The organism is Niabella aurantiaca DSM 17617 (genome assembly GCF_000374125.1).
Lineage (GTDB): Bacteria > Bacteroidota > Bacteroidia > Chitinophagales > Chitinophagaceae > Niabella > Niabella aurantiaca.
Genome location: NZ_KB893627.1, coordinates 19,109 through 45,655 on the forward strand (window position 1 = coordinate 19,109; position 26,547 = coordinate 45,655).

Below are 26,547 nucleotides of genomic sequence, written 5' to 3' on the forward strand. Positions count from 1 at the left end.
CATAAAATGGTTGCGAAAAAATCCCCTCCGGAGCGGAAGGGATTGAGGTTGTTCCTATGACCTGTATTTTATTTTTTTGTACTGTCTGCTCCCGCGGGTTTGGCCGCGCCGCTGTCAGCTGCCTGAGCGGGGACATTGTCTGTCGGCAAAAGTTCCTGAACCGGCGATTTTTCTCCTTTTTTCAGGGGATCGTAATGCGCTTCGATCGCATTGGCCGCAACTTCCGCGATCTCGTTGAGCGGATCTTCAATGCCGGCCAGGCCCTGGAAGTATTCCGGTTTCTCCGCTTTCAGGTAATTATAATATTTCCGCTGATCGGCCACATCCTTTTTGACCGCAGCGATCACTTTCCGGGCCATATCCAGCTTGCCTGCTTTATAATATGCTTCGGCATACATCAGGCCGGCCTGGTTGTGCTGGTTATAACGGCTGGTCATTGCATAGGGCAGGTTTTCGGGCAGGATGCCGGCTTCTGCCTTATTCAGCAACTTGATGGCTTCTTCTTTTTTACCGGCGTCCGCAAGATTTCCGGCAGCTTCTGCGAAGATGCTGCGGATGTTGAGCAGGTATTGCCGGTTGGTTTCATCAAAGTAAACGCCTTTTTTATTGGCCCCGCCAAACTCAAACTTGGTGAGCAGGTTCTTTGCCATTACCTCTTGGTTATTGTCCCGTATGGAAGTACCACCGGCCCTCATCTGGCGGTAGGTTTGGTCCACCACCCAGTTGGCCTGGGGCGTTTTTACGTTAAACGGAACGAGGCGGTAGGTGAGTCCGTCCTTCCTCAGGTTTTGCCCAAAACCAAGATCCCCGTAAGGCGCCGTAAAGTAAATGGGGCGTTTCCACTGGTTGGAGGCGATGATAGCCAGCACCATCAGGTCGTTGCGCTGAAGGCCGCCTTTGGATGCCGGGATCTCAAAAGACATCTGATCCGGAACGCTGTCGGTTGGGTTGGCTGTTCCGTTTTTGTGTACCAGCTCTTTATTTACCGGAACAAAAAATTTGCGCAGCGGCAGGGCATTGGAACCTACATCCCGGCCGGTTTCGGGGTCAGCCAATTTGGAGCCTACTACTTCCCGGATCACCCGGTCTAAAGGAAAATACGCATTGGGGTCAATATTCTGACCCGGCTGGGGCGCCACAAAACGCAGGTATTCCCGGTTATGCCCTTCGATCTGCTCGGGAGTCAGTATCACATCTACTGCATCCGCATCGTTTATTTTATAGCGCAGCTGGTTGATGTACCAGTCGATACCCAGCAGGCTGGTATTGATCACACGGATATCGGGTCGTATATTTTCGACCTCCTGTGCGTACCACAGGGGGTAGGTATCATTATCGCCAACCGTGAATACAATAGCATTCGGTGCGCAGCTTTCGAGATAGTCCTTGGCAAGATCCGGCGCCATTGTTTTCTGGCTCCGGTCGTGATCGTCCCATTCCTGCTGTGCCATCAATACCGGAACGGCCAGGCAAAGGACGGCGGTCAGCACGTTTGCAGCCCTGATATTTGTTCCTCCGGATGAAAGCGCCCTTGCTGCAAATGTTACGATATAGAGCACCGCAGCATAAATAGCAGCAGCCACCAGACTGGCAATAATGATGGCGCTAAATGTACTGGACATGCTGCTGAGCGCAGTGATCAGGAAGGTACCGGATGCGCCGTAAACGAGCAGTTTCTGGAATGATTCTTTGTCTTCTTTTTCCAGGGCCGACCGGAGCAGCGCTACGACCGCCAGACCGATCCATACCGCAAATGCGTAAAAAGATCCTACATAGGCGTAATCCCGCTCGCGCGGCTGATTGCCGGGCTGGTTCAGGTACAGCACAATGGCCATACCTGTGAAAAAGAACAGGAGGAAGGTGACCACCCAGTCTTTCCGGTTCTTCAGGAACTGGTACACAAAACCAATGATACCCAAAATAAAGGGCAGCATGAAAAACACATTGTGCGCTTTGTTTCGCTTTAAGCTTCCCGGCATCTGGCCCTGGTCGCCCAGGCGGGCATTATCCATAAGCGAGATGCCGGAGATCCAGTTTCCGTCTCTTTTATTGCCATAGCCCTGCAGATCGTTCTGCTTGCCTGCAAAGTTCCACATAAAATAGCGCATGTACATAAAGCTGGTCTGGTAGCTCATGAACCAGTTGATATTGTCTGCATAACTGGGAGCGCCATAGGAGCCCTGGCCGGTAGCCGGGTCGGGTTTGGGAAGCCCCAGCCACTCTGCATAGAAATCGGCGTGCCCCTGGTCATTACTGGAATCCCAGACCCGTACGAATAATTGTTTATCCGAACTTTTATAGCGGACGGTGCGATCTCTCCCGATGGGGATATATTTGCTTTCGCCCTTTACGTATTTCATTTCACCGAGATCATAATAGCTTCCGGTTTCAGGATCCGGCTCAGGTTCGGCAGCATAATGCGCGCCATACAGCAGTGGTTGGGTACCGTATTGTTCCCGGCTGAGATAGTAAACGAGGTTAATGGGATTGTCCACATTATTCATATCAATGGCCGGATTGGCACTGCTGCGGATGATGTTGGTGAAGTACATGAAATAGCCCAGCATCATGAAGGCAAAACACCAAAGAAATAGTTTCATGATCTTCAGCGCCGTTGGGCGGATAAAATAGCCCAATACGGCACCCACGATCAGCAGCAGGATGATCTTCAGCGCGGCCAGGGTTCCCCCGAAGGCAAAGGGTAAAAACGCCAGCAGGAAGAAAGCGGCCGTCCAGAGAATGATCGCAGTCTTTGACACGTTTGCCTTAAACCGGATGCCGACGGCTACCAGCAGGGCGATCAGGATGAAGTAGACCGTGAACCCGGAGAAGAAGGGCATCCCGAAGCTGTTGACGAACATAATATCAAACAGGCCGGCAGCTTTCATACTGTACTGGACAATGGCCACCTGGATGATGCCGGTAATGATACAGCCAATGATGAATGCACCGATGGCTCCTTTCACAGAGGGAGTATAGCGCCGGTAGTAATAGATCATCACAATAGCGGGTATCGTCAGCAGGTTCAACAAGTGTACGCCTATAGACAATCCCATCATAAAGAAAAGGAATACGATCCAGCGGTCGCTCCGCGCACGTGCATGCTCGTCCGTTCCCGCTAGTTCATCGGCATGCTCCCATTTGAGCATGGCCCAGAATACGAGTCCGGTGAAGAAGGACGATAAGGCATACACTTCACCTTCTACAGCGCTGAACCAGAATGAGTCAGAAAAAGTATAGGCCAGGGCGCCCACGGCGCCTGCTGCCATTACGGTGAATGTCTGCTGACCGGTAAGCGATTCGCCGGACCGTACAAACATCTTTCGCGCAAAGTGGGTAATGGTCCAGAAAAGAAACAAAATGGTGGCGGCACTGACCAACGCACTCATGAAGTTTACCGCATTGGCAGCCGTTTGGGGGTTATCTCCAAAGAACAGGATGAATAACCGGCCCAGCAAACTGAACATCGGCGCGCCCGGGGGGTGGGCCATCTGTAATTTGTAAGCAGTGGCAACGAATTCACCACAATCCCAGAGTGATCCGCGGGCTTCCCTGGTTAGTGAATAAGTAAGGGTAGCAATGGCAAATACCACCCATCCGGTTAGGTTGTTTACTTTTCTGAAGTTCATGTTAAAACGCGTCTTTTTTTCAATGATGACAAAAATAGGGATAAACACGCCATTTTGGTTGATTGCCAGACAGTATTACAGATATTTTATCACCGGCGGAAGGAAGGTACTGAATGGTATTTGAAAGCGATTGTCAAACAGTTGATCCCGGGGCATATCGCGGCTCATTTTCTCTTCCCGGTTTGCCCGTTGCCGCTTAGGGATCATTGCGGTTTGCTCCTTGTTCCGGGGCGGCAATGAGGTCATGTTCAGGCCCCCTGATCTGCCGGATAAGAGCCTTGTGCCCCGGCAGGCCCTGAAAACCGCTTTTCCATTTTCACATCGCTTTATACGAAATGCGCCTTTAGGAATCAAACCGGCTAAAATGCCGCTGCCCGGTTGCGCCGGTATGGATTATCATACCAGGTGCTGTTTATCTCCTGCACAAAATCTTCGATCTGGCGGTCGAATTCATTCTTCCGGATGTCATAGTCCTGTTTGAGGCTGCTTCCGTAAAAAAAAGCGACGGTCTGGTACACACGGGCGTTCAATCCGCCTTTGTATTCTTTGATGATCTCATAACAATCGTCACCGGTCTGGCGATAGATCAGCTTCATCAATACTTTACCCTGATATACCGAGAGGTTGGAAAGCGGGTCGGAGAATTGCTTTTTCAACTCTTTCTCTTTGGCTTTTATGATGGCTTTCCGGGCCTTTTTGTCGCTGACGCCCTGCAACTGGCGGCTGATCTGGTTGATGGTAGCGCCGGCTACCCGGGCATAAGGATAGCAAACATAGACGGCATTCCGCAAGCGGTTCCATTCCTTCTTTACCTTTTCCAGCTGGGCCGGCGGAAGTTTTGAGATCCAGATATTCTCTTCCTCGGAATAAGGCATCATTTTAAACGAGTTGTAATCGGGGCCGTACCATATTGCGGCAACTTTTGTAGAATCCCGCGGGCCCCAATCCTTCATGATCTCCTGCAGGGAAGGCATAGGGGGGACGCGTACAGTATCCGCCGTTTGCGCACGTGCAGTTGTCTCAAAAGCAAATGGCATTAAAAGGGATACTGTCAGTACTGCCAGGTATCGATATCGCTTATTCAATACACAAATTTAATATTGGTACGCGTAACTTCGTAAAGTAACCGCAGATAGATCTGTTTTCGGGTGTTAATATTAGTTTAATTTTTTTAAGAACTTATTTTTTTTGAACTTTTGCCCATTATTTCCCAGGTATGATCTTGAACTTCAGTAAACCACCATCCGCTTTTATGAAATCATGGAAGGCTGTTTTTTTTATGATTGCCACTGGATGCTTTCTATTTTCGGCAGCACAACCCAACAAGCTGCCTGATTATTTTGAAACCGCAATTCCTAAGGGCTGGGTGACCGACACGCTGATAACCGGTGATCTGAATAAAGACCTGCAGCCGGATGCAGTACTGGTGATACGGAACACCAGCGTAAGAAATTTTAAGCTGCATGATGGGTTGGGACAGGATACACTGGACCTGAATCCGCGCCGGTTAATGATTTATTTCAGGGAAGGGAAGGGCTACCGAAAGGTTTTAAGTACCGATAAATTCCTGCCTTCTGTAAACAGCGCTGTCACCCCCTGTTTGTCGGATCCTTTCGTTGACGGCAGCATTGGTATTGATAAGGGGGTATTAAAAATGGGGTTTCATTACTGGCTGAGCTGTGGCAGCTACGAGGTTACAGACCGGGATTACAGGTTCCGGTTCCAGCATGGGCGGTTTGAATTGATCGGACTGGATGTGTCGTCGCTGCACCGGGCCAGCGGGGAAACGTCAACGACCAGCTATAATTTTATGACCGGTAAAAAACAGGAAATTTCCGGGGGAAATGAATTCTTTCCTGAAAATGATCATCCCGGGGAACGTTGGTCTGTAATCAAGAAGCGCCCGTTGTTCGATCTGGCAGCAATGACGGACGAGACCGTAAAGAACAGGGATTTGTAGCCGCAATAGATGCTTTCGTTCAATGACTGACAGGGCCGTTTTTTGACCAAAGAGACATTGGGGTATGCAAAAGGACGCTGTAACGGCCTTCCGGCAACGGCTGCTTATCTTTTATGTCTGGCTTCCAGCACCTGTAACACATCTTTCAGCTCAAATCCCTTGGCCTGCAGCAGTACCAGGTAATGGAACATCAGGTCGGCGGCTTCTCCAAGGAATAATTCTTTATTGTCATCCTTTGCCTCGATCACAATTTCCACGGCTTCTTCACCGACCTTTTGCGCGATCTTATTGATGCCCTTCGCAAAAAGAGATGCGGTATAGGACTTTTCCGTGGGATTGTTTTTCCGGTCCCGGATCACCTGCTCCAACGCCTGTAGTGAGAAGGTATCATTGACGGTTCCAAAACAGCTGGTAGTTCCGGTATGACAGGTAGGCCCCTGCGGATCGGCCTTGATGAGCAGGGTGTCTGCATCGCAGTCCTCCAGGATCTCTTTTACCAGCAGGAAGTTATTGGATGTTTCTCCCTTGGTCCACAGGCGCTGCTTACTACGGGAGTAGAAGGTGACCTTGCCTTCGGTCCTGGTTTTTTCCAGCGCTTCGGCGTTCATAAATCCCAGCATCAATACCTGTTGGGTAGCGGCGTCCTGGATGATAACCGGCGCAAGGCCGTCAGCGTATTTTGAAAAATTGATCATCTTTTAATATTTGAAGTTTAACGTCTGATGTCTGATGTTCAGGTCTGCAATATAACAACTTCAAACATCAAACGTCAAACAGGGAACAAATTACAGCCGGACTGGAATATTGTTTTCTTTTAAATAATTTTTTAGTGCGCCGATTCCGATCTCTCCGAAATGGAAAATGCTGGCTGCAAGGGCGGCATCTGCGGCGCCCTCCTCAAATACTTCTTTGAAATGCGGCATCGTTCCGGCCCCACCGGAGGCGATCACCGGTATGGACAGGGCTTCGCTGATCTGCCGGGTAATATCGATGGCAAACCCGTTTTTGGTACCGTCATTTTCCATGGAGGTCAGCAGGATCTCCCCGGCACCAAGATCGGCCACTGTTTTAGCCCATTCGGCAGCGATCCGATCCGTGGCATTCCGCCCGCCATGAGTGACCACTTTCCAGACGCCGTTGAACAATTTTATGTCGATAGCCACCACCACACACTGGCTGCCAAAGTTCCTGGCCAGATCACTTACCAGCTGCGGGTTTCTTACAGCAGAGGTGTTCACGGAGATCTTGTCGGCACCGTGCTCCATCAGTACCGACACGTCGTCTACTGTATTAATGCCGCCTCCGACGGTAAACGGGATATTGATATGCGTGGCAATATTGCGTACCAGATCGGCAAGGGTCTTGCGCTTGTCTACTGTTGCGGTAATGTCGAGAAATACCAGTTCGTCGGCACCTTCCGTGCAATAACGCATGGCCAGTTCTACCGGATCGCCGGCATCCCGTAACTGTACAAAATTGGTGCCTTTTACCGTACGTCCGTCTTTTATATCCAGGCAGGGTATGATTCTTTTTGACAACATTTATTCCTGATTTGAAATTTCTGATTTCCGATTTAATCGCGGTTCTTGAATTTTTGTCCTTTTATCGATGTTTTGTTGAGATAACCCATAAAGCCTGCAATAGTTGCAGAAAGCCGGTCATAGCTCTCATACAGCTCCGCAAAAAACGCTCGGTTATATATAGTCGGTTTTTTGCACGATGCAGCTGTGATTGCACTGCTCCGCATGACCCTTTGGCGAAGCCGGGGAAGTTAATGAATTCCAGCCTGGAAGATCTTTCAAAACCTTCTGCAATATTGTCCATAATAGAACCCGAAGCGGCCCGGATCTGATCTCTGAAACGGAAATCTTTTAAGAAGGCCCCATCAGTAGATGCTGTAAAGATCCTCAAAGGAGGTTTTTCGGCAATTTGCCATATTTCCTGGTCTTCAAACTTTTTAATGGTGCTCATAATCTCAAATTAGAAATTACAAAGATTGAAACGTTTATTTCTTATGAAATTGTGCCAAATCTTTCAAACCGATCCGTCCCTCATAAATGGCTTTTCCCACAATTGCCCCGCTGCAGCCGATAGCCGCCAGGCTTTCCAGGTCCTGCATGCAGCTGACCCCGCCACTGGCGATCAGGTTCAGATCTTTTACTTCATCGATGATCTTTTTGTACAGGTCGTTGGAGCTGCCCTGAAGGAGCCCATCTTTGCTGATATCGGTGCAAAAGAATTGTTGAATACCTTTGGTGCGGTAATGTTTCAGAAAATTAAAAATATTGATTTCTGTAGCCTCGGTCCAGCCTTTGATCATTATTTTTTCATCGAGCACATCCGCCCCCAGGATGAATTTTTCAACGCCAAATGCCGTCAGCCAATCCTGGAATACCACGGGTTTTTTAACGGCCATACTGCCTACAGCCGCATAGGCAGCGCCTGACTCAAAAGTGATCTGTACATCCTTTTCGCTGCTGATCCCGCCGCTGAAGTCGATGACCAAACCGGTTTTGCCGGCAATGTTCTCTAGCACTTTCCAGTTGGTAACGCGGCCGGCCTTCGCCCCATCCAGGTCTACCAGGTGCAGGCGTTTTAAACCTGCATCTTCAAATTGCCGGGCTACCTCCAGCGGATTCTCATTATATACTGTTTTCTGCGTGTAATCGCCTTTACTCAACCGTACGGCTTTCCCTTCTATGATATCTATTGCAGGTATGATTTCCATTTATGCTCTACTATTTAATTTGTTTGATCGTGTTGTTTTTTAGCAGTGAAGTGAGCTGTCTGATTGAGCTTTAACAACTGTTCATTTTGGCCAAGACCAATAACTGCTCTATAGTTGCTTGGCCTCTTATATTCCTCTTGGGTAATTGCTGCCGGGCTTTCCATTGTTTTGCCGTAATGCTGAACAATGCCATATTTAGCAGGTCCGTCTCATGTGCATATATTACTGCTGCCTGTTCTTTGGTAATGCTTTTGGGGATGATATTTTCTTTAATGGCATCGGTATGCATACGGTAATTGAGCTTTGACAGGGTTCTGTTCAGGTTCCATCGCTGATTTTTTAGTGTTCTTCAATTGCTCAAAGTTCTAAAAAATTTCTCAATATCTGTTCTCCGGCTTCCGCGCTCTTTTCCGGGTGAAATTGAACGCCATAAAAATTATCCCGGTGTATGCCGCTGCTGAATTCCGTTGCATAGCTGGTGGTGGCAATGGTGGCGGGGTTCAGCTCGGCATAGTAACTGTGTACAAAATAACACCAGGCATCTGCGGGCACATTTTTGAATAACGGACTGTCCTTTGTGTGGATACGGTTCCAACCCATTTGCGGGATCTTCAGATCGGGGCTGATAAATTTCTTAACAGCTACATCAAAAATGCCCAAACAGGGCGTGTCGTTTTCTTCGCTGTGCGCGCACAGTAATTGCATTCCGAGGCAAATGCCCAAAAGGGGTTGCGTTGCTTCCCGGATCAGCCGGTCCAGCTTCCGCTCTTTCAGGTAATTCATCGCGGTACTGGCTTCCCCCACGCCGGGAAAGATAAGCTTGTCTGCCCTGCGGATGGCCTCGGGGTCGTCGGTAACGGTGGCTGTTGCACCAATGCGCTCGAGAGCAAAGAGCACCGATTGAATATTGCCGGCGTTGTATTTTATGATTACGGTATTCATTTTTGTTTGAAGTTTGAAGTTTGAAGTTTAACGTCAAATATTAAACCTCAAACCAGAAACGTTATTACAGTATTCCTTTAGTGCTGGGCAGCTGGTCGTTTCCCGGGGTTCGTTTAATGGCCATTTTGATGGCTTTTGCCAGCGCCTTGAAAATGGCTTCTATTTTGTGATGCTCGTTCTCGCCTTCGGCCTTAATGTTCAGGTTCATCTTTGCTGCATCGCTGAGCGATTTGAAGAAATGATAGAACATTTCCGTGGGCATTTCGCCGATCTTTTCCCGTTTGAAGGACGCATCCCATATCAGCCAGGGGCGGCCGCCAAAGTCCAGTGCTACCTGCACCAGGGCATCATCCATGGGCAGACAGAAACCATAACGTTCAATACCCGCCTTGTTGCCCAATGCAAGCGCCAGCGCTTCTCCGAGGGCGATGGCCGTGTCTTCAATGGTATGATGCTCATCAATGTGCAGATCGCCTTTGGTAACAATGCCCAGGTTCATACCGCTGTGCCGGCCCAGCTGGTGCAGCATATGATCAAAAAAACCGAGCCCTGTATCAATGGAACATTGCCCGGTTCCATCGAGATTAATGTCGATCTTTATTTTGGTCTCATTGGTATTGCGCTCGTGCGTTATTACTCTTGATTGCAATTGCAGCAGCGCATAAATGTCCTGCCAGTTGATGGTCTTCAAGGCAATGGTGGATTCCAGCTCTTTAACAGAGCCGGAGATCTCGGCGGCGCCCAGCGCTTCGTCCTGTGCCAGCCAGATGCCCTTGCAGCCCAGGTTCTTTGCAAGCTGGATATCGGTGATCCGGTCGCCGATGACATAGGAGCCGGCAAGATCATAGTCCGGACTATTGATGTACCGGGTAAGCATGCCGGTGCCCGGTTTACGGGTAGGCGCATTTTCTTCCGGATACGTTTTGTCGATGAACACTTCGCTGAAATGGATCCCATCCGCTTCCAGGTTGCGCATCACCAGGTTTTGTGTGGGCCAGAAGGTCTCTTCCGGGAACGTGCCGGAGCCCAGTCCGTCCTGGTTGGTCACCAACACCAGTTCATAGTCCATTTCCCGGGCAATTTTCCCCAGCCAGGTGAACACGCCGGGATAGAAAGTGACTTTGTCGATGGAGTCCAGCTGATAGGTGGGGGGCGCTTCGTAGATGAGGGTGCCATCCCTGTCGATAAACAATACTTTTTTCATTTTTTCAGGCAGTGTATGCTTTTAAGGTATCAATTAAAATTCGGTTTTCATTTTCTGTACCGACCGTAATCCGCAAACAGTCCGCACATCCCGGAATATTGCTGCGGTTGCGCACGATGATCCCTTTTTGCTGCAGATATTTGAAGATGTCGTTTGCACCGGTCATTTTTACCAACAGGAAATTGGCATCCGATGGATATACTTTTTGTGTATAGGGCAACTGCTTCAATTCTTTTTCCAGCCAATCACGTTGTTCAATACAATCATGGATCCAGGTGTTTACTTTTTCGATCTGCTGCAGTCCCTGTAAGGCCAGTTCCTGTGTGGCGATATTAATATTATAAGGGTATTTTACGTTGTTCATCAGCTGGATGATCTCCTTTCCCGCAAAGGCCAGTCCCAGGCGCAGGGCCGCCAGCCCCCAGGCTTTGGAGAGCGTTTGCAATACTACCAGGTTGGGGTGGTCCATGAGCTGGAGCGAAAGCGTCTTTTGCCGGGCATAGTTGATGTAAGCTTCATCTACTACCACAATGCCGTCAAAATTATTCAGGATGATCTCGATGTCCTGGCGGGTGATGCTGTTGCCGCTGGGATTATTGGGGGAACAAATGAAAATGATCTTTGTGTATTCATCCACAGCGTCGGCAATACCCTGTATGTTCATCTGGAAATCGGCATTGAGGGGTACTTCTTTTACCTTTATATTATTAATAGCGGCAGCCACGCTGTACATGCCATATGTAGGCGGCAGGGTAATGATGTTGTCAAAGCCGGGCTCGCAGAAGATGCGGATCAATACATCTATGGCCTCATCGCTGCCGTTTCCGGCAAAGATGTTTTCGAACGGTATTCCTTTGATGGCACTGATGCGCTCTTTCAGCTTCAGCTGTACCGGGTCCGGGTAACGGTTCAGCAGCTCGTGCTGCTCATTGATGCTGAGGGTTACCGGAGAGCCGGTGGCGTTCTCATTGGCATCCAGCATCACCCGGGCCTCACCGCTGAACTCATGACGGGCAGTGGAGTAGGGACTGAGGTTTTTAATGTTTTCCCGTACGAGGTATTCTAAATTAAACTCCATGTTTCTAATTTCTGATTTCTGATTGCTCATTTCTGATGCGCACGTTAACGGCGTTGCTGTGCGCCTGTAATCCTTCTGCTTCGGCCATTGTGGTCACCGTGCCTGCGATATGCTTCAATCCCTGTGTGCTTAGCTGCTGGAAGGTGATCTTTTTATAAAAGCTGTCGAGCGAAACGCCGCTGTATGCAGTGGCATAACCATTGGTAGGCAGCGTATGGTTCGTACCGCTGGCGTAGTCGCCCACACTTTCCGGAGAGTGGTTGCCAATAAACACAGACCCTGCTGCTGTAATACTTTTCAGCAGGCCATTCCCTGTTTTGCAGGCCAGGATCAGGTGTTCGGGCGCATAAAAATTGGATAAGGCAACGGCTTCTTTGAGGTTTTTTACTACCACGATACGGGAATGTTCCAGCGCCCTGGCGGCAATGTCTTGCCGGGGCAGGGCTTTCAGCTGGGCCGCTAGGGCCGTTTCAATTTTTTTAACCATACCCGTTTGCGTGGTAATACAGATCACCTGGGAGTCCGGACCATGCTCTGCCTGGGCCAGCAGATCTGCTGCCACAAAACGGGGGTCCGCAGTTCCGTCGGCGATCACCAGTACTTCGGATGGCCCGGCCGGCATATCAATGGCTACACGATTCTGCACCAGCTGCTTGGCAGTAGTAACATATTGATTACCCGGCCCGAAAATTTTAAAGACCTGCGGAATGCTTTCTGTACCATAAGCCATTGCCGCAATGGCCTGTGCGCCTCCGGTTTTGAATATGTTGCGAATGCCGCATAAGGATGCTGCATAGAGGATGGCCGGATGTACGTTGCCTTCTTTATTACAGGGGGTGCACAGTACGACTTCCCTGCATCCGGCAATGCGGGCTGGCAGGCCCAGCATAAGGACCGTGGAAAAGAGCGGAGCAGAGCCTCCCGGGACATACAGGCCTACCTTTTCAATGGCCCGGCTCTCACGCCAGCAGGTGATGCCTTTTTGGGTCGTGATCTTTTTTACGGGCTCTTTTTGAGCACGGTGGAAAGCTTCAATGTTCTTTTTAGCCTGTTTCAGCGCCGCTTTCAGCCCGGGGGGGAGTTGCCGGGAGGCTTCCTTTATCTCGGCGGGCGCAACGGCGAGGGAGGTCAGCTCCACACCATCAAATTTTTTACTGAAGCTCCGGAGCGCTGCGTCACCCTTCTTTTGAACGGCCGACAGGATCCCGGTCACCGCAGGGATGAGCTTCCGGTCGTCCTGAAGCGGACGGGCACCAATTTCCGGCCAGAGATCGCGGGTTGGATATTTATAAAGTTTCACTGTTTATCTATTTAAGGTGAAGTGGGAAGCTTTAAAGTAAAAGTTTAAAGAGAGAAGTTTGAGAGGAGATGTGCAACAACCCATAAATGGGGAGTGACAAAAAAATACAGGTTACCTGTTTTATTATTTTATCTTGCTTTGCATCGTTTACTTTTTACCAAATACTTCACACTATTCATATCCCTCAGTCAATCATCTTCTCAATCGGAATGATCAGGATGCCTTCGGCGCCGGCAGCTTTCAGGTTTTCGATCACATTCCAGAAATCGGATTCGCTGATCACGGAATGCACCGAGCTCCAGTCTTTTTTTGCCAGCGGCACGATGGTGGGACTGTTGATACCCGGCAGGTAAGAGCAGATCTTCCCGATGCTTTTGTTGGGTGCATTGAGCATGACGTACTTGTTGTATTTTGCTTTTTTTACCGAACGGATGCGGAACAGCAGCTTTTCCAGCAGCGCCCGGCGTTTCGGGCTAAGCTTTTTGCCGGAGATCAGTACAGCCTCTGATTTTAAAATGGTCTCAAATTCATAAAGTTCATTGCTGAACAAGGTGCTGCCCGAGCTTACGAGATCACAGATCGCATCTGCCAGACCAATACGGGGTGCAATTTCCACCGATCCGCTAATGACGTGAATGTCGGCTTTCAGTCTGTTCTGTTTGAGCCATTTGTTCAGGATAAAAGGATAGCTGGTCGCAATCTTCATTCCATCCAGGTCCTTTACTGTTCGTTTTTTCCGGGTCTTGGGCAACGCAATGGACAACCGGCATTTGCCATAGCCCAGCCGTTCTACGATATCCGCCGTCTTGTTCTTTTCCAGCACCACATTCTCGCCTACGAAACCGATATCGGCCACTCCGTCCTGTACGTATTCGGGAATGTCGTCGTCTCTTAAAAAGAGGATCTCGGCGTCAAAGTTCTCGGCATTGATCTTTAACTGGTTGTTGCCGTTCGGCACACCAATGCCGCATTCCTTCAGCAATTTTAAGGAGTCTTCACTGAGTCGTCCGGATTTTTGGACCGCGATTCTTAATTTTTCCTGCATAGCTTTATTTTTTTTAAATAAAAAAGGCTTACAAATCTTGTAAGCCTTCTTCTATAATTTGGATACATATCAGCACCGGCCTACACAGGTATGTCTGCTACATGATGATGAATATGTACAAATATTTTCATTGCGGTGCAAATATATACGAAATTTATGATTTCCCACTTTTTTGGTAGAAAATTTTGAGCGGAGAAATCCAGCTACAGCGGAAAATGCCCTATCTTTAAATTTTTAAAAAGGATACATGCTACAACTTACCAAGCCCCTCGCTTTTATTGACCTGGAGACCACAGGAGTGAACCTGGGTTCCGACCGCATCGTAGAAATAGCCATTGTAAAGATCCTTCCGGACGGAACACGGAATGTAAAACGAAAACTGATCAACCCCGAGATGCCCATACCCAAAGCAAATACAGAGATACATGGGATCACAGACGAAATGGTGAAGGATGCCCCCACTTTTGCGCAGGTGGCACAGGAGCTGAAGCAGGTACTGGATGGCTGTGATCTTGCCGGCTATAATTCCAACCGGTTTGATGTTCCGCTGCTGGTAGAGGAGTTCCTCCGGGCGGGTGTTGATTTTGATATGCGCGGACGCCGGCTTGTTGATGTACAGAATATTTTTCATAAAATGGAGCAGCGTACGCTGTCCGCTGCATATAGGTTCTATTGCGAAAAAACACTGGAAGACGCACATTCTGCAGAAGCGGATGCTTCGGCCACGCATGAAGTGCTGCTGGCACAGATCTCCCGTTACCCTGAGCTGGGAACAACCGTTGACTCGATCAATAAGGCGATCGGGGAAGAGATCATTGTGGATTTTGCGCGCCGTTTTGTAATGGACAATGGGGTGGAAGTATTTAACTTTGGAAAGTACAAGGGAAAGGCCGTTGCCGATATTTTAAAAGCGGAACCGCAATATTATGACTGGATGATGAAAGGCGATTTTCCGCAACATACCAAACAGAAACTGACTGAGATCTTTACAAGAAGCAAGCTGAGGAAAAATTAAGCGTATTGTCCGACTGTTGCCTGAATATCATTTAAGTGTGCTGTTATTATCGAATGAATGGATAGCGTGGATAAAGTTGTAATCATACCCACATATAATGAAAGGGAGAATGTGGCCAAAATCATCAGGGCCGTTATGGACCTGGAAGGTGGCTTTCATGTGCTGATCGTGGATGACGGGTCTCCGGACGGTACGGCGGATATTGTGAAAGCGTTGCAGGGACTCTACGACAGGAGGCTGTTCCTGGAGGAACGCCGGGGAAAACTGGGACTGGGCACAGCGTATATTCATGGGTTCAGGTGGAGCCTCGCAAGGGGGTACCGGTTCGTATTTGAAATGGATGCTGATTTTTCGCACAATCCGAATGATCTGATCCGGTTGCATCAGGCCTGTGTGGAAGGCGCTGACCTGGCGATCGGCAGCCGGTATGTAAAAGGAGGCGGTATTGTGAACTGGCCCGCCGACCGGATATTCATTTCCAAAGGCGGATCGTTGTACACGCGTATCATTACGTGGATGCCGGTGAAGGATCCTACCGCGGGCTTTATGTGCTATACTGCAAAGGTGCTCCGGGCCATTAATTTTGATAACATCAGTTTTGTGGGGTATGCCTTCCAGATCGAAATGAAATATGCTACCTGGAAGCTGGGTTTTAAGATAAAGGAAGTGCCGATCGTTTTCCGGGATCGCACAGAAGGACAATCGAAAATGAGCAAGGGCATCTTAAAAGAAGGGATATTGGGTGTACTGAACCTGCGCTGGCAAAGCCTGTTCAAGAATTACAGAAACCGGGTATCAAATAGCTGATCGTACGTTCTTATGTATAGTAAAAATGAGGCGGCGCTGATCAAAAGGGCATTCTGGACCTCGCTGGGTGCTTACCTGAAACCGGTTTTAAATGCCGATGGAGCAACGATAAACTGGGTGAATTATAAGACCGGGGTCAAGGGCATCTATTTCAGGACCGACGTGACCAAAAGAGCGGCCAGTGTTGCCATAGAACTGACGCATCCGGCCGTGGATAACCGGATGATAGCCTTTGATAAGCTGGTGTCGCTAAAGCCGGTATTTACTGAAATGGCAGGGGAAGACTGGGCCTGGCAAAGAGAAGTGTATGACGAATCCGGCCGGCCCATTTCGCGAATCATTGTGCAATTGGAACAGGTAAACGTTTTTAATAAGAATGACTGGCCGGCGATCATCTCCTTTTTCAAACAACATCTGATAGCCCTGGATGCGTTTTGGCTCATGGTAAAAGACTATTTTGAAAATGGCAACGGAAGCGGCCTGGTTTAAGTTTTACCGAAACAGCCTTGCGGCAGCAACCCGGCTGCTGACCGTTGGTTAAAAAAGCAAAGAAATATGAAAAAAATGGCGATTGGTTTGCTGGCCCCTTTTATTTTACAGATAACGGCCAATGCTCAGCAGGAAGTGCCTTTATACACGACGATACCGAACAGCATACCTGCTGAAAACATAGAAAAAGCGGTGACCGGTGCTGACGGCCTTACCCGGATCAGCAATGTATCGGTGCCTACAATAACAGTGTACCAGCCAGCAGGAGCAAAACCCAATGGGCCGGCCGTTATTATTTGCCCGGGAGGCGGCTATGCGATCCTTGCCATAGGCCATGAAGGCGTACAGGTGGCAGAGGCGCTGAACGAATGGGGGGTAACAGCCTTTGTGCTGAAATACCGGCTGCCCGATGATCGAACGATGGCAGATAAATCAATAGGACCTTTGCAGGATGCCGAGCGGGCGATCCAATGGGTGCGTGAACACGCAAAGGACTATCATATCGATCCCCGTAAGATCGGGATCATGGGCTTTTCTGCCGGCGGACATCTTGCCGCAACGCTTTCTACCCATTACGGGGAAACCCTGATCGACAATCCCAAAAAGATTTCTTTAAGACCTGACTTTTCTGTGCTGGTATACCCGGTGATCAGCTTTACCGACAGTCTGATGCACCGGGGCAGCCGTGACCGGCTACTCGGGAAAACATCTACACCTGAAGCTGTCAAAAAATATTCGAACGAACTTCAGGTCACAAAGGAAACACCACCTGCATTTTTGGTGCATGCAAAGGATGATAAGGGTGTACCCTGGAAGAACAGCCAGCGGTACTATGAAGCTCTGTTACAGCATAAGGTAAAGGCCCGTGTATTTTATTATGATAAAGGCGGGCATGGCTTTGGATTGCATAACAAAACCTCCGATGTTAACTGGATGAATGTATTGAAAGAATGGATGCAGCAGCAGGGAATCCTCTGAGATGACGGGCCGGGCGATCAAAGCAGTGCCTGGTCAGCAGCGGCTGCGAATCCATAATTTATCGTAATTTAGGAGCACTTAAACAACAAGCCATTCTATAAATATCTATTCCATGAAGTATGCTGCAAAAATAATATCGATCGGAAATGTGACCCATGATGTGCTGGGAATAAGCGTAGAGAAACCGGAGGGGTTAACCTATGTTCCGGGACAAGCCACTGAAATTTTTATTGATAATGAAGCATGGAAAGAGGAGGGGCGCCCGTTTACCTTTACCTCGCTGCCGGACGACGATCACCTGGAGTTTACCATAAAAACTTATCCCGAACGCAATGGGGTCACTGCCCAGTTACGGCATTTGAAAGCAGGGGATTCACTGCTTCTGAATGATATATTTGGAGAAATAGCGTATAAAGGCGAAGGCCTGTTTATTGCCGGAGGGGCAGGAATCACTCCCTTTATAGCGATCTTCCGGCAACTAAATAAAGAGGGCCGGATCGGGAATAACCGCTTGCTTTTTGCCAATAAGCGGAAAGAAGACATTATTCATGAGGAAGAGTTTCAACGCCTTCTCGGAACAGGGTTTGCAAATATTCTTTCCGACGAGGATCTTCCGGGCTACGAGCATGGATATATTTCTGAGTCTTTGTTGAAAAAAATGATGTCCGGCGGCGGAAAATACATCTATCTATGCGGGCCACCTCCGATGATGGACGCCGTGGAACGGCAACTGGCAGTGCTTGAAATTGACCCGGCACTGATCGTTAAGGAAGGATTTTAGCTGCGGCCTCCATTTTTCATTTCCGGGTTGCAGAATAAAATGGTGATGTGCCGGGATCATTGCACCATAGATAGGTATCAAACATTCATTATGCGTCATTGCCGGCAGGCCTGGCGGAAAGGTTCAATAAACAAAATAAGGATGCGGATTTTTATTTTAGGAGGACTGTTGTTCCTGGGCTCTGTATTAAATGCCCAGCAGCCCGGCACTCCTTTTTTTGACTCTTTAAGGATCATCGCGAAAAACGCGGCGCTGGTAAAAGTAAGTACACAGTTTTCCTTTACAGAAGGACCTGTAGCCGACCGTTCCGGTAATATCTACTTTACGGATCAGCCAAATAATAAAATATGGCGCTACAACTTGGACGGGACGCTTACCGAATTCAAATCGGCGTCTGGCCGTGCCAATGGTCTCGACATGGACGCCCGGGGGAATATTGTAGCCTGTGCAGACGAACACAATGAGCTTTGGTCGATCACTCCGGCCGGAAAAGTAACGACTCTTTTAACCGATGTGCAGGGGAAGAAACTGAACGGCCCTAACGACCTCTGGATCGATCAAAAAGGAGGGATCTATTTCACGGATCCGTATTATCAGCGGAAGTACTGGACCCGGACGGCTCCGGAAATAGAGGCGCAAAAAGTATATTACCTGCCCAAAGGTGCAAGGCAACCGATCGTGGTTACCGATGAGCTGGTGAAGCCCAACGGGATCGTGGGGTCCGGAAATGGTGCGCTCCTGTATGTGGCCGATATTAAAGGCGACAAGACCTACCGGTTTTCTGTGAATAAGGACGGTACGCTTTCCGGCAAGACGGTGTTCGTGCCCCGGGGCGCAGATGGTATTACCGTTGATGAAAAAGGAAATCTTTACCTGAGCGGCAATGGGATCACCGTGTTTGATCCGGGAGGCCGGCAGATCGCATATATCCCGGTTCCGGAACGGTGGACGGCGAATGTTTGTTTTGGCGGTAAAAACCGGGACCTCCTTTTTATGACGGCGGGAACGAGCATCTATACCCTGCGGATGCGGGTAAAGGGCGTAAAGAAGTTTTAACAGCCGCTCACGGGAATGTCTTTTCCCCGGCAGGGCAGCCGTACAGACAATGCCGTTGGCCTGTATCCTATGGCAAATGACCTGCAATACCAAAAGGACTGTATGGATCCATCCCGCTTACTTCTTTCGTACCACCAGTAACCAATCGTTTTCCAAAAGGAGGTAGCCGTAGTCGTAGCAGAAGAAATAAGTAAGGCCTTTCTTTGTCTGATACTGGCTGGTTATATATTTGAACTGAAACCCGGATAATCGCAATTTGTCCCGGTGCACTGCTATCGTTTTCTCCGTTAGTTTTAATTGCTCCTGCAATATTTTCCGGTTTTTCCGGAGGATGGCATTGATACTCCGGATGAGTTTTTCAGGCCCGCTTTTCATGGAATTATTGTACTGATTCCTGCAAAAATCATCACAGAATTTCTTGTCAGCCCTGCCTTTTAATGGTTTCTGGCAAGAGCGGCATAGTTTCTCTAAAGCATCGGTGTTTGGCATATTCATTTGATTTTCTACGTACAATATACAAAATTATTCTATTATAAGTGTTTGTAAACGCTTATAAACGTTTACTTACGTAAGTAAACGTTTAATAACCGGATAACGCTTTTAAAGTAGTGCAATTTTGGAGTGTTGATCCGATAGCGCTGTTGGTTCAACCGGAATAAAAACAAACAATGATCATCGCCGCAAGGCCCAAAACCAATGTTATGTACACAATGAAAAACAAAGTCCAATTGATTGGTCATTTAGGAAATGATCCCGAAGTAAAAGCGATCGCAAGCGGGAAAAAGATGGCCCGTTTCAGTATTGCAACCAATGAACGTTACCAGAACACCAAGGGAGAAAAGGTCACGGAAACCCAGTGGCACAACCTGGTGGCCTGGGGAAAGCTGGCAGATATTGCCGCCAGGTACCTGGAGAAGGGCCGGGAGGTTATGGTTGAAGGAAAGCTGGTGAACCGCCAATACGATGACAAGAACGGCCAGAAAAAATACACGACCGAAATACAGGTGCAGGAATTACTGCTTTTGTCCGGCGGTCACCGGAACGCCGCGGAATAATATCTTTCTATAGAAAAGCGCCGTTGCTAATCAACAGGGTTGCCCTCTCTACTGGCAGCCCTTTTTTGACGTTGATACACCCTGTGCTATTTTTGCGGGACGGTGTAGATACAGTAACAGGGGGCCTCGCAGAGTACCTGGATCCCCGAGGCACGTCGTTCCGGGTCTGTCCTGTTGCATCACGTGGTGTATCCCATTCAGCACAGATGAAAGCGTTGAAGACCTCGCAGAACGCCGCGTTCTGAAGAGTGCCGCGATTGACGTATCTTTATAGTGTCTAAACTTTCCTACACCATATGTAAACCAATGATCATGGGAAAAATAATATTCTGCTCTGCGCTGTTCAGCGTTATGGTTCTTTTTGCATGCAATTCCTCAAAGAAATCTGCTTCGCCAAATGAACCCCCGGCGGATGATCCTGCTGCCGGTATTACTACAACGAAATGGAAGCTGGTGGAACTGGCGGGTAAACCTGTTCCGGATAAGATCAATAATAAGGAACCGTTCATACAATTGCAGGAAAGCGATCACCGTTTTTCCGCGTCGGCCGGCTGCAATGGCCTGGGCGGAACCTTTGTATTGCAGGACCATAACCGGATCCGTTTTACGCCAGGGCCGTCGACAATGATGGCCTGTGCACATATGGATATGGAACAGGGACTGATCAAAGCCCTTAAAACCGCTGATCATTATTCAATAAGCGGAGACCAGCTTTCCCTGAACAGGGCACGGATGGCACCCCTGGCGCGTTTCCGGGCAACGGGTACAGCCCCGGAAAGCAATGCACTGAACGGCACCTGGGAGCTGAACTATATTTCCGGTGCAAAGATCGCGTTTGAAGGGTTGTATCCTCAAAAACGTCCTACGATCACTTTTGACCTTCCGCAGACCAATGCTGCCGGTAACAGCAGTTGCAACCGTTACCGTGTATCATTCACCATAGATGGGAATGCCATCCAATTCAAGGATCCGGCAAGTACCAAAATGGCATGTGAGGGAGCGGGGGAGGCAACGTTTTTCCGCACATTAAAAACAGTTACGAATTTTGATGTTGCCGGTGATACGCTGCATTTGATTATGGGCGACATCGCCGTGATGCGGTTTGTTCGTAAATGAATTTAAAATAAACTTCTGCCCGGGCTGCCATACTTCCCGGTAAATAATCTTCGATTAAACTTTTTTGATTTGTAACCGTCAAAAAAGCACCAAACCAATTTCAATATGCAAAAGGAGCAAAGAGAACGGAAGCAGGCAGGGCTGAAGATATTACTGAGCCTCCTGTTATTCCTGGGCCTGGGTTGTAAAACCACGGCACCGGTTACCGGCTATGGCGTAGATAAGGGCGATGCGTATTTTTCTATTGTTGTATTGCCGGATACCCAGTATTATACCGCTATGCGGCATGGAGGGAACATGTCGATGTTTACGAACCAGATCAGCTGGATCACAAAAAACCGGCGCACGGAGAAAATAGCTTATGTGATCCACCTCGGAGATATTACCGATCATAATGCGGAGGAAGAGTGGGTCCGGGCAAAAAATGAAATGTATCGTCTTGACCGGTATCAGATCCCTTACGGACTGGCAGTGGGCAATCACGACCAAACGCCCAATAGCAAACCGGCGGCGGGGGATCCGAATACCGGGTATTCAAAATATTTTGGGAAAGCCTATTTTAAAACAAAAAGCTGGTACGGCGGAGGCATGGGAGCCACCAACAATAATGACAACCACTTTGACCTTTTTACCGCGAACGGGCAGGGCTTTATGGTGCTTTACCTGGTATACAATCAACCGGGTCATAAATATCATAACCCGGGTTATGAAGCGGCAACGATGCAATGGGCCGACAGCGTGTTAACGGCGCATCCTGGCCGGAAAGCGATCATCGTGTCTCATGGAACAATTGGAAGACCGAAGAGCAGCAACAGCAATTTTGTGCCCGGACAGGGAACAAATACAAAACCCGGACCGCTGACCAACCAGGGAAAAGTAATTTACGAGATGGCAAAACATCACCCGAATGTATTTATGATGCTGGGCGGACATATTGCCGGAGAAGCTTTTCGTAGGGACACATTTCAAAACAATGTGATCAAGACGTATCTTACAGATTACCAGTCGCGCCGTAATCCACCCTATGCGGGTGCTGAGGACCGCAATGGTGGCAACGGGCTTATGCGCCTGCTGCGTTTTAATACGAGCAAACAAACCGTAAGCGCACTTACATTTATTCCTCAAAAGGACGGGGAGGTGATTTTTGAAACAGATGGAGACAGCCAGTTTACCGAGCCGGCTTATCAATAAAGGCCGGCGTTCTTATAGAGAAGCCTGCTGTTCTATAAGGCACGGGAAGCAATGGACGATGGATGCAAATGAAAAGAAACGTCCATGCGTTCCCCGGAAATTGGGAGTACATGAACGTTTATTAATCATCCGGGAACGGAGCCGGTACCTAGGAGTTATGCCACTTTTATTTCCTGTCCGGGTTTATTGGTTTCCGGGTTCTTTTGAAGAGTGATCTTCAATACACCGTCTGTATAGGAGGCGCTGATCTCATTCGTAAGCACTTTATTGCTTAACTGGAAGGAGCGCTCAAACGATGCGGGCCGGTATTCCTGATAGATGAAATTGCCAGGTGCTGCGCTGTCCGGCACGGTATAGGCAACGGTCAGCACATCCTCGTTCACAGAGATTTTAAAATGCTCTTTTTGAAGACCGGCTGCATATAGGGAAATGATAAAAGCCGATGCAGCTTCTTCAATATTGGCGGGCTTCGCATCGTTCATGTACTGATGCAGCTTATGCATCCAGGGGTGTCCGCCACCAAAGGCGTGTCCGCCGAATTTTTTGCCAAAGAAACATCCGCGTTGTTTAAAGCGGGGGTCGAAGGACCCGGATTGAGTAGGGCCGCTTATGGATTGATTTGTAAACATGATCTTTTATTTTTTGTGTGGGTTATAAAATTAATGAATGGGAACAATGGCCGGAGTTTGTGCCTGTCGGTGCATGACGGGGTGCATTGAGCTGTTATTACCCGCAACCCCAACGGGTGCTTGTTGCGACCAGAGGGAGCTGTTGCCGGCTGCCCACCGGGCCCGGACTCCAGAAACGATTTTTGCGGTAACGGCAACAATAACGCCGATCACAATTGCTAGCAGCAACAACTTAAACAGCAGGAATAATACCAGCGAAGCCAACCCGATCAGCAGCGTAAACCCGGCCAGACGGGGAAGCAGGAACATGATTTTGTGTTTCATTTTTTTTCTTTTTATGATTTTAAAACGGTTGTTTCTATAGAAGACGGGGGACGTTTATTTTTACTTTAAAAAGAAGAAAAGTATTTTCAGGGCCGTGACGACGGATGATTGTATCCGATCGGCAGCGGATGAAAGATGATATCATAATTGCGCTGAATAGTAGCAGGGGCAACCTGTTTTAAAACAGATCTTTAACAAAACCATAGAACGATATGTTTCGATACGATCTCTCCTGGAAGAAGGCAAGGGCCCTGGGCTGCCCTTGTGATAGAAATAATACCCAATACCTGCATAACGGACTACTGCGGGGGATGGTGGGGGTTGTTGTGATGTTCCTTTCGGGCGTCCTTTATGGGCAACAAAACAACCCGGCCGGAGTGCGGAAGATCAGGGATATGATCATTTATGAGGATAGCCTGTTTTTTTCGTCGTTCCCGTCGGTTATAAAGAAGAAAGACGGAACGCTGTTTGTGGCATTCAGGCGAGCACCGGAGCGCAGGGCACTCGGTGAGCTAAGTACGAACCATGTGGATCCCAATAGTTACCTTGTTGCCGTTACTTCAAAGGACGGTGTTTCCTGGAGCAGGGAGCCCGCACTCATTTATGCAAACCCTTTTGGCGGGTCGCAGGATCCCTGTTTACTGCAGCTGAGGGACGGCACATTGCTATGCGCCAGCTATGGATGGGCTTTCCTAAAAGAAGATGCAAAAGCAAAATTGAAAAAGCCGCTGTTTAACGCTGCTCATGCAACTTTTCTGGGCGGATACGTGCTTCGCTCAACGGATGGTGGAAAAAGCTGGCAGGCCCCTGTTTATCCACCTCCCGTTCCGGATGAGCTGAATTACAGCCCTTATGGGAACAGGATCCCGGCCTATAACCGGGGGGCCATGTATGAAGGGAAAAGCGGGCGGATCTTTTGGGTAGTGGCGGCCTCGGACCGGCTGCCCAATAACAAAAAGACTTCAACCTATCTGTATATATCTGATGACAAAGGCCGTTCGTGGCGGCTGCAGGGGGTGGTTGCAAAAGATGAAAAAGTCTCTTTTAATGAAACTTCCGTATACGAAACGCCGCGGGGAGAGATCGTAGCTTTTTTGCGTACAGCCGGCTTGGAGGACGAAGCCTGTATTGCCCGGTCAACCGATGGCGGCAAAACATTTCAATGGGAAAAAATGGGGTTCAAAGGCCATCCCTTTCATGCTTTGCGACTCCCCGACAACCGGGTGTTGATCACCTATGGTTACCGGCACCAGCCTTATGGTATCAGGGCGCGTATACTGAATGCCGACTGTTCTGATTACAGGACGGCACCAGAGATCATTTTGCGAACCGATGGCGGCAGCACGGACCTGGGGTATCCATGGTCTGTGCAGCTTGATAAAAAGCATGTTCTGGTGGTGTACTACTATAATATCGGGAAGGGGACGCGGCATATTGCAGGCAGCATTATAGAGATCGATCCACAAAGAAAGGAGCCCTGATCGCCGGCTGCTCTTTGCCGCCCGCGTTTTTATGAAGGTTCCATTGCTAATGATCATGTCGGTCGATCTTTATAAGGGATCAGTGACTGGTATTTTACCGGAAGCGCCGGAAGAAAAGCCTAAAAGTTTTTTGCAGGAACCAAAGAAATGCCTATCTTTGCCTCCCACAAAAATGGCTGCGTAGCTCAACTGAATAGAGCATCTGACTACGGATCAGAAGGTTTCAGGTTTGAATCCTGACGCGGTCACTAGGCCTTGGCGAAAGCCAGGGCTTTTTGTTTGAAAATGCCGGAGCGCTTCTTGTACAGGCAGGGCGGAGTGCAGCAGGGCGTATAAACGGCAGCGGTGGAGGTGGCTTTTTTATATGTTTCATATCCATTTGGTTGCATAACCCGTTGGTTTCTTCCTTTCACCTGTAGTCTTTGGTATGATCCTTGACAAATTTGTTAGAATTTTTGAACGGTATCACCATTTTTAAAAGCATCGTACATGAAAATTGCCTTTTGGGCGCTGGGAAAGAATCATGAAGCATATGTAAAAGAAGGGGTGGAGGAATTTTCCGGTCGCATCGGGAATTATTTCCGGCTGAAATGGGAATTGATCCCCGTGCCCAGGGAAGCGGCGCATCTTGCTCCGAAAGAATTAAAGAAAAAAGAGGCTGAGATCATCCTGCCGAAAATAGCCCGTGAGGATTATCTCGTGGCCCTGGAAGAGCGGGGGCGTCAATTGACCTCAGAAGGGCTTGCTGCTTTTTTGCAGGGCCGGGCCAATGCCGGAACCCGGCGTATAATCTTTTTGATCGGCGGTGCTTACGGATTGGATGAAACCGTTCTGCGAAGGGCGAATACATTGTGGAGCCTGTCGCAACTGGTGTTCCCGCATCAGCTGGTGCGCCTCATCCTGGCAGAGCAGGTATACCGGGCCTGTACGATCATGAAAAACGAGAAATACCATCATTCTTAATTTTGAAAAGAACATTGAGATTTGAGAAATGGGAAAAATGTCGCTATTTTTAGCCGATGGAAATAACCGTTACACTCATTATCACGGTGATCACAGTAGCCGTTTCATTAGGAGGGTTCAGCAGCCCGAAAGTTATTGATAATCTTATCTTCTTTGGACCTGCTATCTCCCGAAACCACCAGTACTACCGCTTTTTAACACATGGGCTGATCCATGCGGATCTGATGCACTTGGCGTTTAACATGATAGCGCTGTTTACTTTTGGCGAATTCCTGGAGTCGCCCATGCTATTCGGGAACCCGGTGATTTTTGGCGCCGACGCCCCGCTTTATTTTGCCGGGTTGTATATTGGCGGGCTGATCATTGCAAGCATACCGGACTATTTCAAGCATAAAGATGACTATGCGTTCAGAAGCCTTGGCGCTTCGGGGGCCGTTTCCTCGGTGATCTTTGCAGGGATCCTCCTGTATCCTTCCCTTCCCATCCGCTTTATCTTTATTCCGATTGATATCCCCGGCTGGATCTTCGGTGGACTGTATCTTTTGATATCGGCATACTTAGACCGGCAGGGCGGCGGACGCATCAATCATGGAGCGCATTTATGGGGCGCCATCTTTGGGATCGTTTTTGTCATTTTGTTTGTGGGGCTAAAAGGCCAGTTCCCCGTTTTTGAGAACTTTATCCGCCATATCCGGGGGTGATCAGTAATGGTCCGGGATTTGCCGCTTCAGTTCAACGTTGGATCGGTCTCATGCATGGTGGCTGATTTTCACGTT

28 protein-coding genes and 1 tRNA gene are annotated in these 26,547 nt (G+C 48.8%); 14 read left to right on the top strand and 15 right to left on the bottom strand.

Features of this window, described 5'->3' with window-relative positions; translation table 11 throughout:
* Window positions 1-68: 68 nt before the first annotated feature.
* Window positions 69-3,629 (bottom strand): DUF2723 domain-containing protein, encoded by a 3,561-nt coding sequence (locus B160_RS0108040; protein ID WP_018627387.1) that lies wholly within the window; start codon window positions 3,627-3,629, stop codon window positions 69-71.
* Window positions 3,630-3,988: 359 nt separating this feature from the next.
* Window positions 3,989-4,714 (bottom strand): DUF4294 domain-containing protein, encoded by a 726-nt coding sequence (locus B160_RS30510; protein ID WP_245562166.1) that lies wholly within the window; start codon window positions 4,712-4,714, stop codon window positions 3,989-3,991.
* Window positions 4,715-4,881: 167 nt separating this feature from the next.
* On the opposite strand from B160_RS30510, the gene B160_RS28705 reads away from it, so the two are divergent.
* Window positions 4,882-5,589 (top strand): hypothetical protein, encoded by a 708-nt coding sequence (locus B160_RS28705; RefSeq protein ID WP_018627390.1) that lies wholly within the window; start codon window positions 4,882-4,884, stop codon window positions 5,587-5,589.
* Window positions 5,590-5,693: 104 nt separating this feature from the next.
* Here B160_RS28705 and hisIE read toward each other — a convergent pair whose 3' ends face one another.
* The 9 genes from hisIE to hisG form a co-directional block, all read right to left on the bottom strand.
* On the bottom strand, window positions 5,694-6,284 hold the full coding sequence (gene hisIE, locus B160_RS0108060; RefSeq protein ID WP_018627391.1) for a bifunctional phosphoribosyl-AMP cyclohydrolase/phosphoribosyl-ATP diphosphatase HisIE: 591 nt from the start codon (window positions 6,282-6,284) through the stop codon (window positions 5,694-5,696).
* Window positions 6,285-6,374: 90 nt separating this feature from the next.
* Entirely contained in the window at window positions 6,375-7,130 is a 756-nt protein-coding gene (gene hisF, locus B160_RS0108065; RefSeq protein WP_018627392.1) for an imidazole glycerol phosphate synthase subunit HisF, read from the bottom strand.
* Between the two features lie 61 nt (window positions 7,131-7,191).
* Complete coding sequence (locus tag B160_RS28710) at window positions 7,192-7,560, bottom strand: four helix bundle protein (protein ID WP_051107139.1); 369 nt, start codon at window positions 7,558-7,560, stop codon at window positions 7,192-7,194.
* A gap of 34 nt (window positions 7,561-7,594) precedes the next feature.
* On the bottom strand, window positions 7,595-8,317 hold the full coding sequence (hisA, locus tag B160_RS0108075) for a 1-(5-phosphoribosyl)-5-[(5-phosphoribosylamino)methylideneamino]imidazole-4-carboxamide isomerase (RefSeq protein ID WP_018627393.1): 723 nt from the start codon (window positions 8,315-8,317) through the stop codon (window positions 7,595-7,597).
* Between the two features lie 357 nt (window positions 8,318-8,674).
* The gene (gene hisH, locus B160_RS0108085; protein WP_018627395.1) at window positions 8,675-9,259 is read right to left on the bottom strand and encodes an imidazole glycerol phosphate synthase subunit HisH; all 585 of its coding nucleotides are present in this window, start codon (window positions 9,257-9,259) and stop codon (window positions 8,675-8,677) included.
* A gap of 64 nt (window positions 9,260-9,323) precedes the next feature.
* The gene (hisB, locus tag B160_RS0108090; protein ID WP_018627396.1) at window positions 9,324-10,463 is read right to left on the bottom strand and encodes a bifunctional histidinol-phosphatase/imidazoleglycerol-phosphate dehydratase HisB; all 1,140 of its coding nucleotides are present in this window, start codon (window positions 10,461-10,463) and stop codon (window positions 9,324-9,326) included.
* A 4-nt stretch (window positions 10,464-10,467) separates the two neighbouring features.
* Complete coding sequence (gene hisC, locus B160_RS0108095) at window positions 10,468-11,541, bottom strand: histidinol-phosphate transaminase (protein WP_018627397.1); 1,074 nt, start codon at window positions 11,539-11,541, stop codon at window positions 10,468-10,470.
* A 4-nt stretch (window positions 11,542-11,545) separates the two neighbouring features.
* Window positions 11,546-12,841 carry a histidinol dehydrogenase gene (gene hisD, locus B160_RS0108100; protein ID WP_018627398.1) on the bottom strand — a complete coding sequence of 432 codons (1,296 nt, stop codon included), beginning with the start codon at window positions 12,839-12,841 and terminating at the stop codon, window positions 11,546-11,548.
* A gap of 184 nt (window positions 12,842-13,025) precedes the next feature.
* Complete coding sequence (gene hisG, locus B160_RS0108105; RefSeq protein ID WP_018627399.1) at window positions 13,026-13,886, bottom strand: ATP phosphoribosyltransferase; 861 nt, start codon at window positions 13,884-13,886, stop codon at window positions 13,026-13,028.
* Between the two features lie 247 nt (window positions 13,887-14,133).
* Between hisG and B160_RS0108110 the strand changes: the two genes are divergently transcribed.
* The 6 genes from B160_RS0108110 to B160_RS0108135 all read left to right on the top strand — a co-directional run bounded on the left by B160_RS0108110 (window position 14,134) and on the right by B160_RS0108135 (window position 19,012).
* Window positions 14,134-14,901, top strand: a complete 768-nt coding sequence (locus B160_RS0108110) for a 3'-5' exonuclease (protein ID WP_018627400.1) — start codon at window positions 14,134-14,136, stop codon at window positions 14,899-14,901.
* Between the two features lie 57 nt (window positions 14,902-14,958).
* On the top strand, window positions 14,959-15,708 hold the full coding sequence (locus tag B160_RS0108115; RefSeq protein ID WP_018627401.1) for a polyprenol monophosphomannose synthase: 750 nt from the start codon (window positions 14,959-14,961) through the stop codon (window positions 15,706-15,708).
* Between the two features lie 12 nt (window positions 15,709-15,720).
* Window positions 15,721-16,197 (top strand): DUF4268 domain-containing protein, encoded by a 477-nt coding sequence (locus tag B160_RS0108120; RefSeq protein ID WP_018627402.1) that lies wholly within the window; start codon window positions 15,721-15,723, stop codon window positions 16,195-16,197.
* 66 nt (window positions 16,198-16,263) lie between these two features.
* Entirely contained in the window at window positions 16,264-17,175 is a 912-nt protein-coding gene (locus B160_RS0108125; protein ID WP_018627403.1) for an alpha/beta hydrolase, read from the top strand.
* Between the two features lie 112 nt (window positions 17,176-17,287).
* A complete protein-coding gene (locus B160_RS0108130; protein ID WP_018627404.1) occupies window positions 17,288-17,956 on the top strand; it encodes a ferredoxin reductase domain-containing protein in 669 nt (222 codons plus the stop codon).
* Between the two features lie 141 nt (window positions 17,957-18,097).
* Window positions 18,098-19,012, top strand: a complete 915-nt coding sequence (locus B160_RS0108135; RefSeq protein WP_018627405.1) for an SMP-30/gluconolactonase/LRE family protein — start codon at window positions 18,098-18,100, stop codon at window positions 19,010-19,012.
* Between the two features lie 117 nt (window positions 19,013-19,129).
* Here B160_RS0108135 and B160_RS0108140 read toward each other — a convergent pair whose 3' ends face one another.
* The gene (locus B160_RS0108140) at window positions 19,130-19,387 is read right to left on the bottom strand and encodes a hypothetical protein (protein WP_245562167.1); all 258 of its coding nucleotides are present in this window, start codon (window positions 19,385-19,387) and stop codon (window positions 19,130-19,132) included.
* Window positions 19,388-19,713: 326 nt separating this feature from the next.
* On the opposite strand from B160_RS0108140, the gene B160_RS0108145 reads away from it, so the two are divergent.
* The 3 genes from B160_RS0108145 (at window position 19,714) to B160_RS0108155 (ending at window position 22,374) form a co-directional block, all read left to right on the top strand.
* Window positions 19,714-20,067 carry a single-stranded DNA-binding protein gene (locus tag B160_RS0108145; protein WP_040679644.1) on the top strand — a complete coding sequence of 118 codons (354 nt, stop codon included), beginning with the start codon at window positions 19,714-19,716 and terminating at the stop codon, window positions 20,065-20,067.
* A 312-nt stretch (window positions 20,068-20,379) separates the two neighbouring features.
* A complete protein-coding gene (locus tag B160_RS31940; RefSeq protein WP_169540018.1) occupies window positions 20,380-21,183 on the top strand; it encodes an META domain-containing protein in 804 nt (267 codons plus the stop codon).
* Between the two features lie 105 nt (window positions 21,184-21,288).
* The gene (locus B160_RS0108155; RefSeq protein WP_018627409.1) at window positions 21,289-22,374 is read left to right on the top strand and encodes a metallophosphoesterase; all 1,086 of its coding nucleotides are present in this window, start codon (window positions 21,289-21,291) and stop codon (window positions 22,372-22,374) included.
* Window positions 22,375-22,529: 155 nt separating this feature from the next.
* Here the strand turns inward: B160_RS0108155 and B160_RS0108160 are convergent, their stop codons facing one another.
* Window positions 22,530-23,003 carry an Hsp20/alpha crystallin family protein gene (locus tag B160_RS0108160; protein WP_018627410.1) on the bottom strand — a complete coding sequence of 158 codons (474 nt, stop codon included), beginning with the start codon at window positions 23,001-23,003 and terminating at the stop codon, window positions 22,530-22,532.
* Between the two features lie 30 nt (window positions 23,004-23,033).
* Window positions 23,034-23,327, bottom strand: coding sequence for a hypothetical protein (locus B160_RS28720; protein WP_018627411.1), 294 nt, complete (start codon window positions 23,325-23,327; stop codon window positions 23,034-23,036).
* Between the two features lie 212 nt (window positions 23,328-23,539).
* On the opposite strand from B160_RS28720, the gene B160_RS0108170 reads away from it, so the two are divergent.
* The gene (locus B160_RS0108170) at window positions 23,540-24,808 is read left to right on the top strand and encodes a sialidase family protein (protein WP_018627412.1); all 1,269 of its coding nucleotides are present in this window, start codon (window positions 23,540-23,542) and stop codon (window positions 24,806-24,808) included.
* Between the two features lie 174 nt (window positions 24,809-24,982).
* Window positions 24,983-25,056, top strand: a tRNA-Arg gene (locus B160_RS0108175).
* On the opposite strand, the gene B160_RS32095 is transcribed toward B160_RS0108175, so the two are convergent.
* Complete coding sequence (locus B160_RS32095) at window positions 25,057-25,197, bottom strand: hypothetical protein (RefSeq protein ID WP_157557960.1); 141 nt, start codon at window positions 25,195-25,197, stop codon at window positions 25,057-25,059.
* 100 nt (window positions 25,198-25,297) lie between these two features.
* Between B160_RS32095 and B160_RS0108185 the strand changes: the two genes are divergently transcribed.
* Window positions 25,298-25,771 (top strand): 23S rRNA (pseudouridine(1915)-N(3))-methyltransferase RlmH, encoded by a 474-nt coding sequence (locus B160_RS0108185; RefSeq protein WP_018627413.1) that lies wholly within the window; start codon window positions 25,298-25,300, stop codon window positions 25,769-25,771.
* A 56-nt stretch (window positions 25,772-25,827) separates the two neighbouring features.
* Window positions 25,828-26,472 carry a rhomboid family intramembrane serine protease gene (locus tag B160_RS0108190; RefSeq protein WP_018627414.1) on the top strand — a complete coding sequence of 215 codons (645 nt, stop codon included), beginning with the start codon at window positions 25,828-25,830 and terminating at the stop codon, window positions 26,470-26,472.
* Window positions 26,473-26,547: the final 75 nt, after the last annotated feature.

Coding starts and splice junctions, on each gene's coding strand:
- B160_RS0108040 (WP_018627387.1), bottom strand. CDS start 3,629: ATGAACTTCAGAAAAGTAAACAACCTAACCGGATGGGTGGTATTTGCC.
- B160_RS28705 (WP_018627390.1), top strand. CDS start 4,882: ATGAAATCATGGAAGGCTGTTTTTTTTATGATTGCCACTGGATGCTTT.
- hisIE (WP_018627391.1), bottom strand. CDS start 6,284: ATGATCAATTTTTCAAAATACGCTGACGGCCTTGCGCCGGTTATCATC.
- hisF (WP_018627392.1), bottom strand. CDS start 7,130: ATGTTGTCAAAAAGAATCATACCCTGCCTGGATATAAAAGACGGACGT.
- B160_RS28710 (WP_051107139.1), bottom strand. CDS start 7,560: ATGAGCACCATTAAAAAGTTTGAAGACCAGGAAATATGGCAAATTGCC.
- hisA (WP_018627393.1), bottom strand. CDS start 8,317: ATGGAAATCATACCTGCAATAGATATCATAGAAGGGAAAGCCGTACGG.
- hisH (WP_018627395.1), bottom strand. CDS start 9,259: ATGAATACCGTAATCATAAAATACAACGCCGGCAATATTCAATCGGTG.
- hisB (WP_018627396.1), bottom strand. CDS start 10,463: ATGAAAAAAGTATTGTTTATCGACAGGGATGGCACCCTCATCTACGAA.
- hisC (WP_018627397.1), bottom strand. CDS start 11,541: ATGGAGTTTAATTTAGAATACCTCGTACGGGAAAACATTAAAAACCTC.
- hisG (WP_018627399.1), bottom strand. CDS start 13,886: ATGCAGGAAAAATTAAGAATCGCGGTCCAAAAATCCGGACGACTCAGT.
- B160_RS0108110 (WP_018627400.1), top strand. CDS start 14,134: ATGCTACAACTTACCAAGCCCCTCGCTTTTATTGACCTGGAGACCACA.
- B160_RS0108115 (WP_018627401.1), top strand. CDS start 14,959: ATGGATAGCGTGGATAAAGTTGTAATCATACCCACATATAATGAAAGG.
- B160_RS0108120 (WP_018627402.1), top strand. CDS start 15,721: ATGTATAGTAAAAATGAGGCGGCGCTGATCAAAAGGGCATTCTGGACC.
- B160_RS0108125 (WP_018627403.1), top strand. CDS start 16,264: ATGAAAAAAATGGCGATTGGTTTGCTGGCCCCTTTTATTTTACAGATA.
- B160_RS0108130 (WP_018627404.1), top strand. CDS start 17,288: ATGAAGTATGCTGCAAAAATAATATCGATCGGAAATGTGACCCATGAT.
- B160_RS0108135 (WP_018627405.1), top strand. CDS start 18,098: ATGCGGATTTTTATTTTAGGAGGACTGTTGTTCCTGGGCTCTGTATTA.
- B160_RS0108140 (WP_245562167.1), bottom strand. CDS start 19,387: ATGAAAAGCGGGCCTGAAAAACTCATCCGGAGTATCAATGCCATCCTC.
- B160_RS0108145 (WP_040679644.1), top strand. CDS start 19,714: ATGTACACAATGAAAAACAAAGTCCAATTGATTGGTCATTTAGGAAAT.
- B160_RS31940 (WP_169540018.1), top strand. CDS start 20,380: ATGGGAAAAATAATATTCTGCTCTGCGCTGTTCAGCGTTATGGTTCTT.
- B160_RS0108155 (WP_018627409.1), top strand. CDS start 21,289: ATGCAAAAGGAGCAAAGAGAACGGAAGCAGGCAGGGCTGAAGATATTA.
- B160_RS0108160 (WP_018627410.1), bottom strand. CDS start 23,003: ATGTTTACAAATCAATCCATAAGCGGCCCTACTCAATCCGGGTCCTTC.
- B160_RS28720 (WP_018627411.1), bottom strand. CDS start 23,327: ATGAAACACAAAATCATGTTCCTGCTTCCCCGTCTGGCCGGGTTTACG.
- B160_RS0108170 (WP_018627412.1), top strand. CDS start 23,540: ATGTTTCGATACGATCTCTCCTGGAAGAAGGCAAGGGCCCTGGGCTGC.
- B160_RS32095 (WP_157557960.1), bottom strand. CDS start 25,197: ATGCAACCAAATGGATATGAAACATATAAAAAAGCCACCTCCACCGCT.
- B160_RS0108185 (WP_018627413.1), top strand. CDS start 25,298: ATGAAAATTGCCTTTTGGGCGCTGGGAAAGAATCATGAAGCATATGTA.
- B160_RS0108190 (WP_018627414.1), top strand. CDS start 25,828: ATGGAAATAACCGTTACACTCATTATCACGGTGATCACAGTAGCCGTT.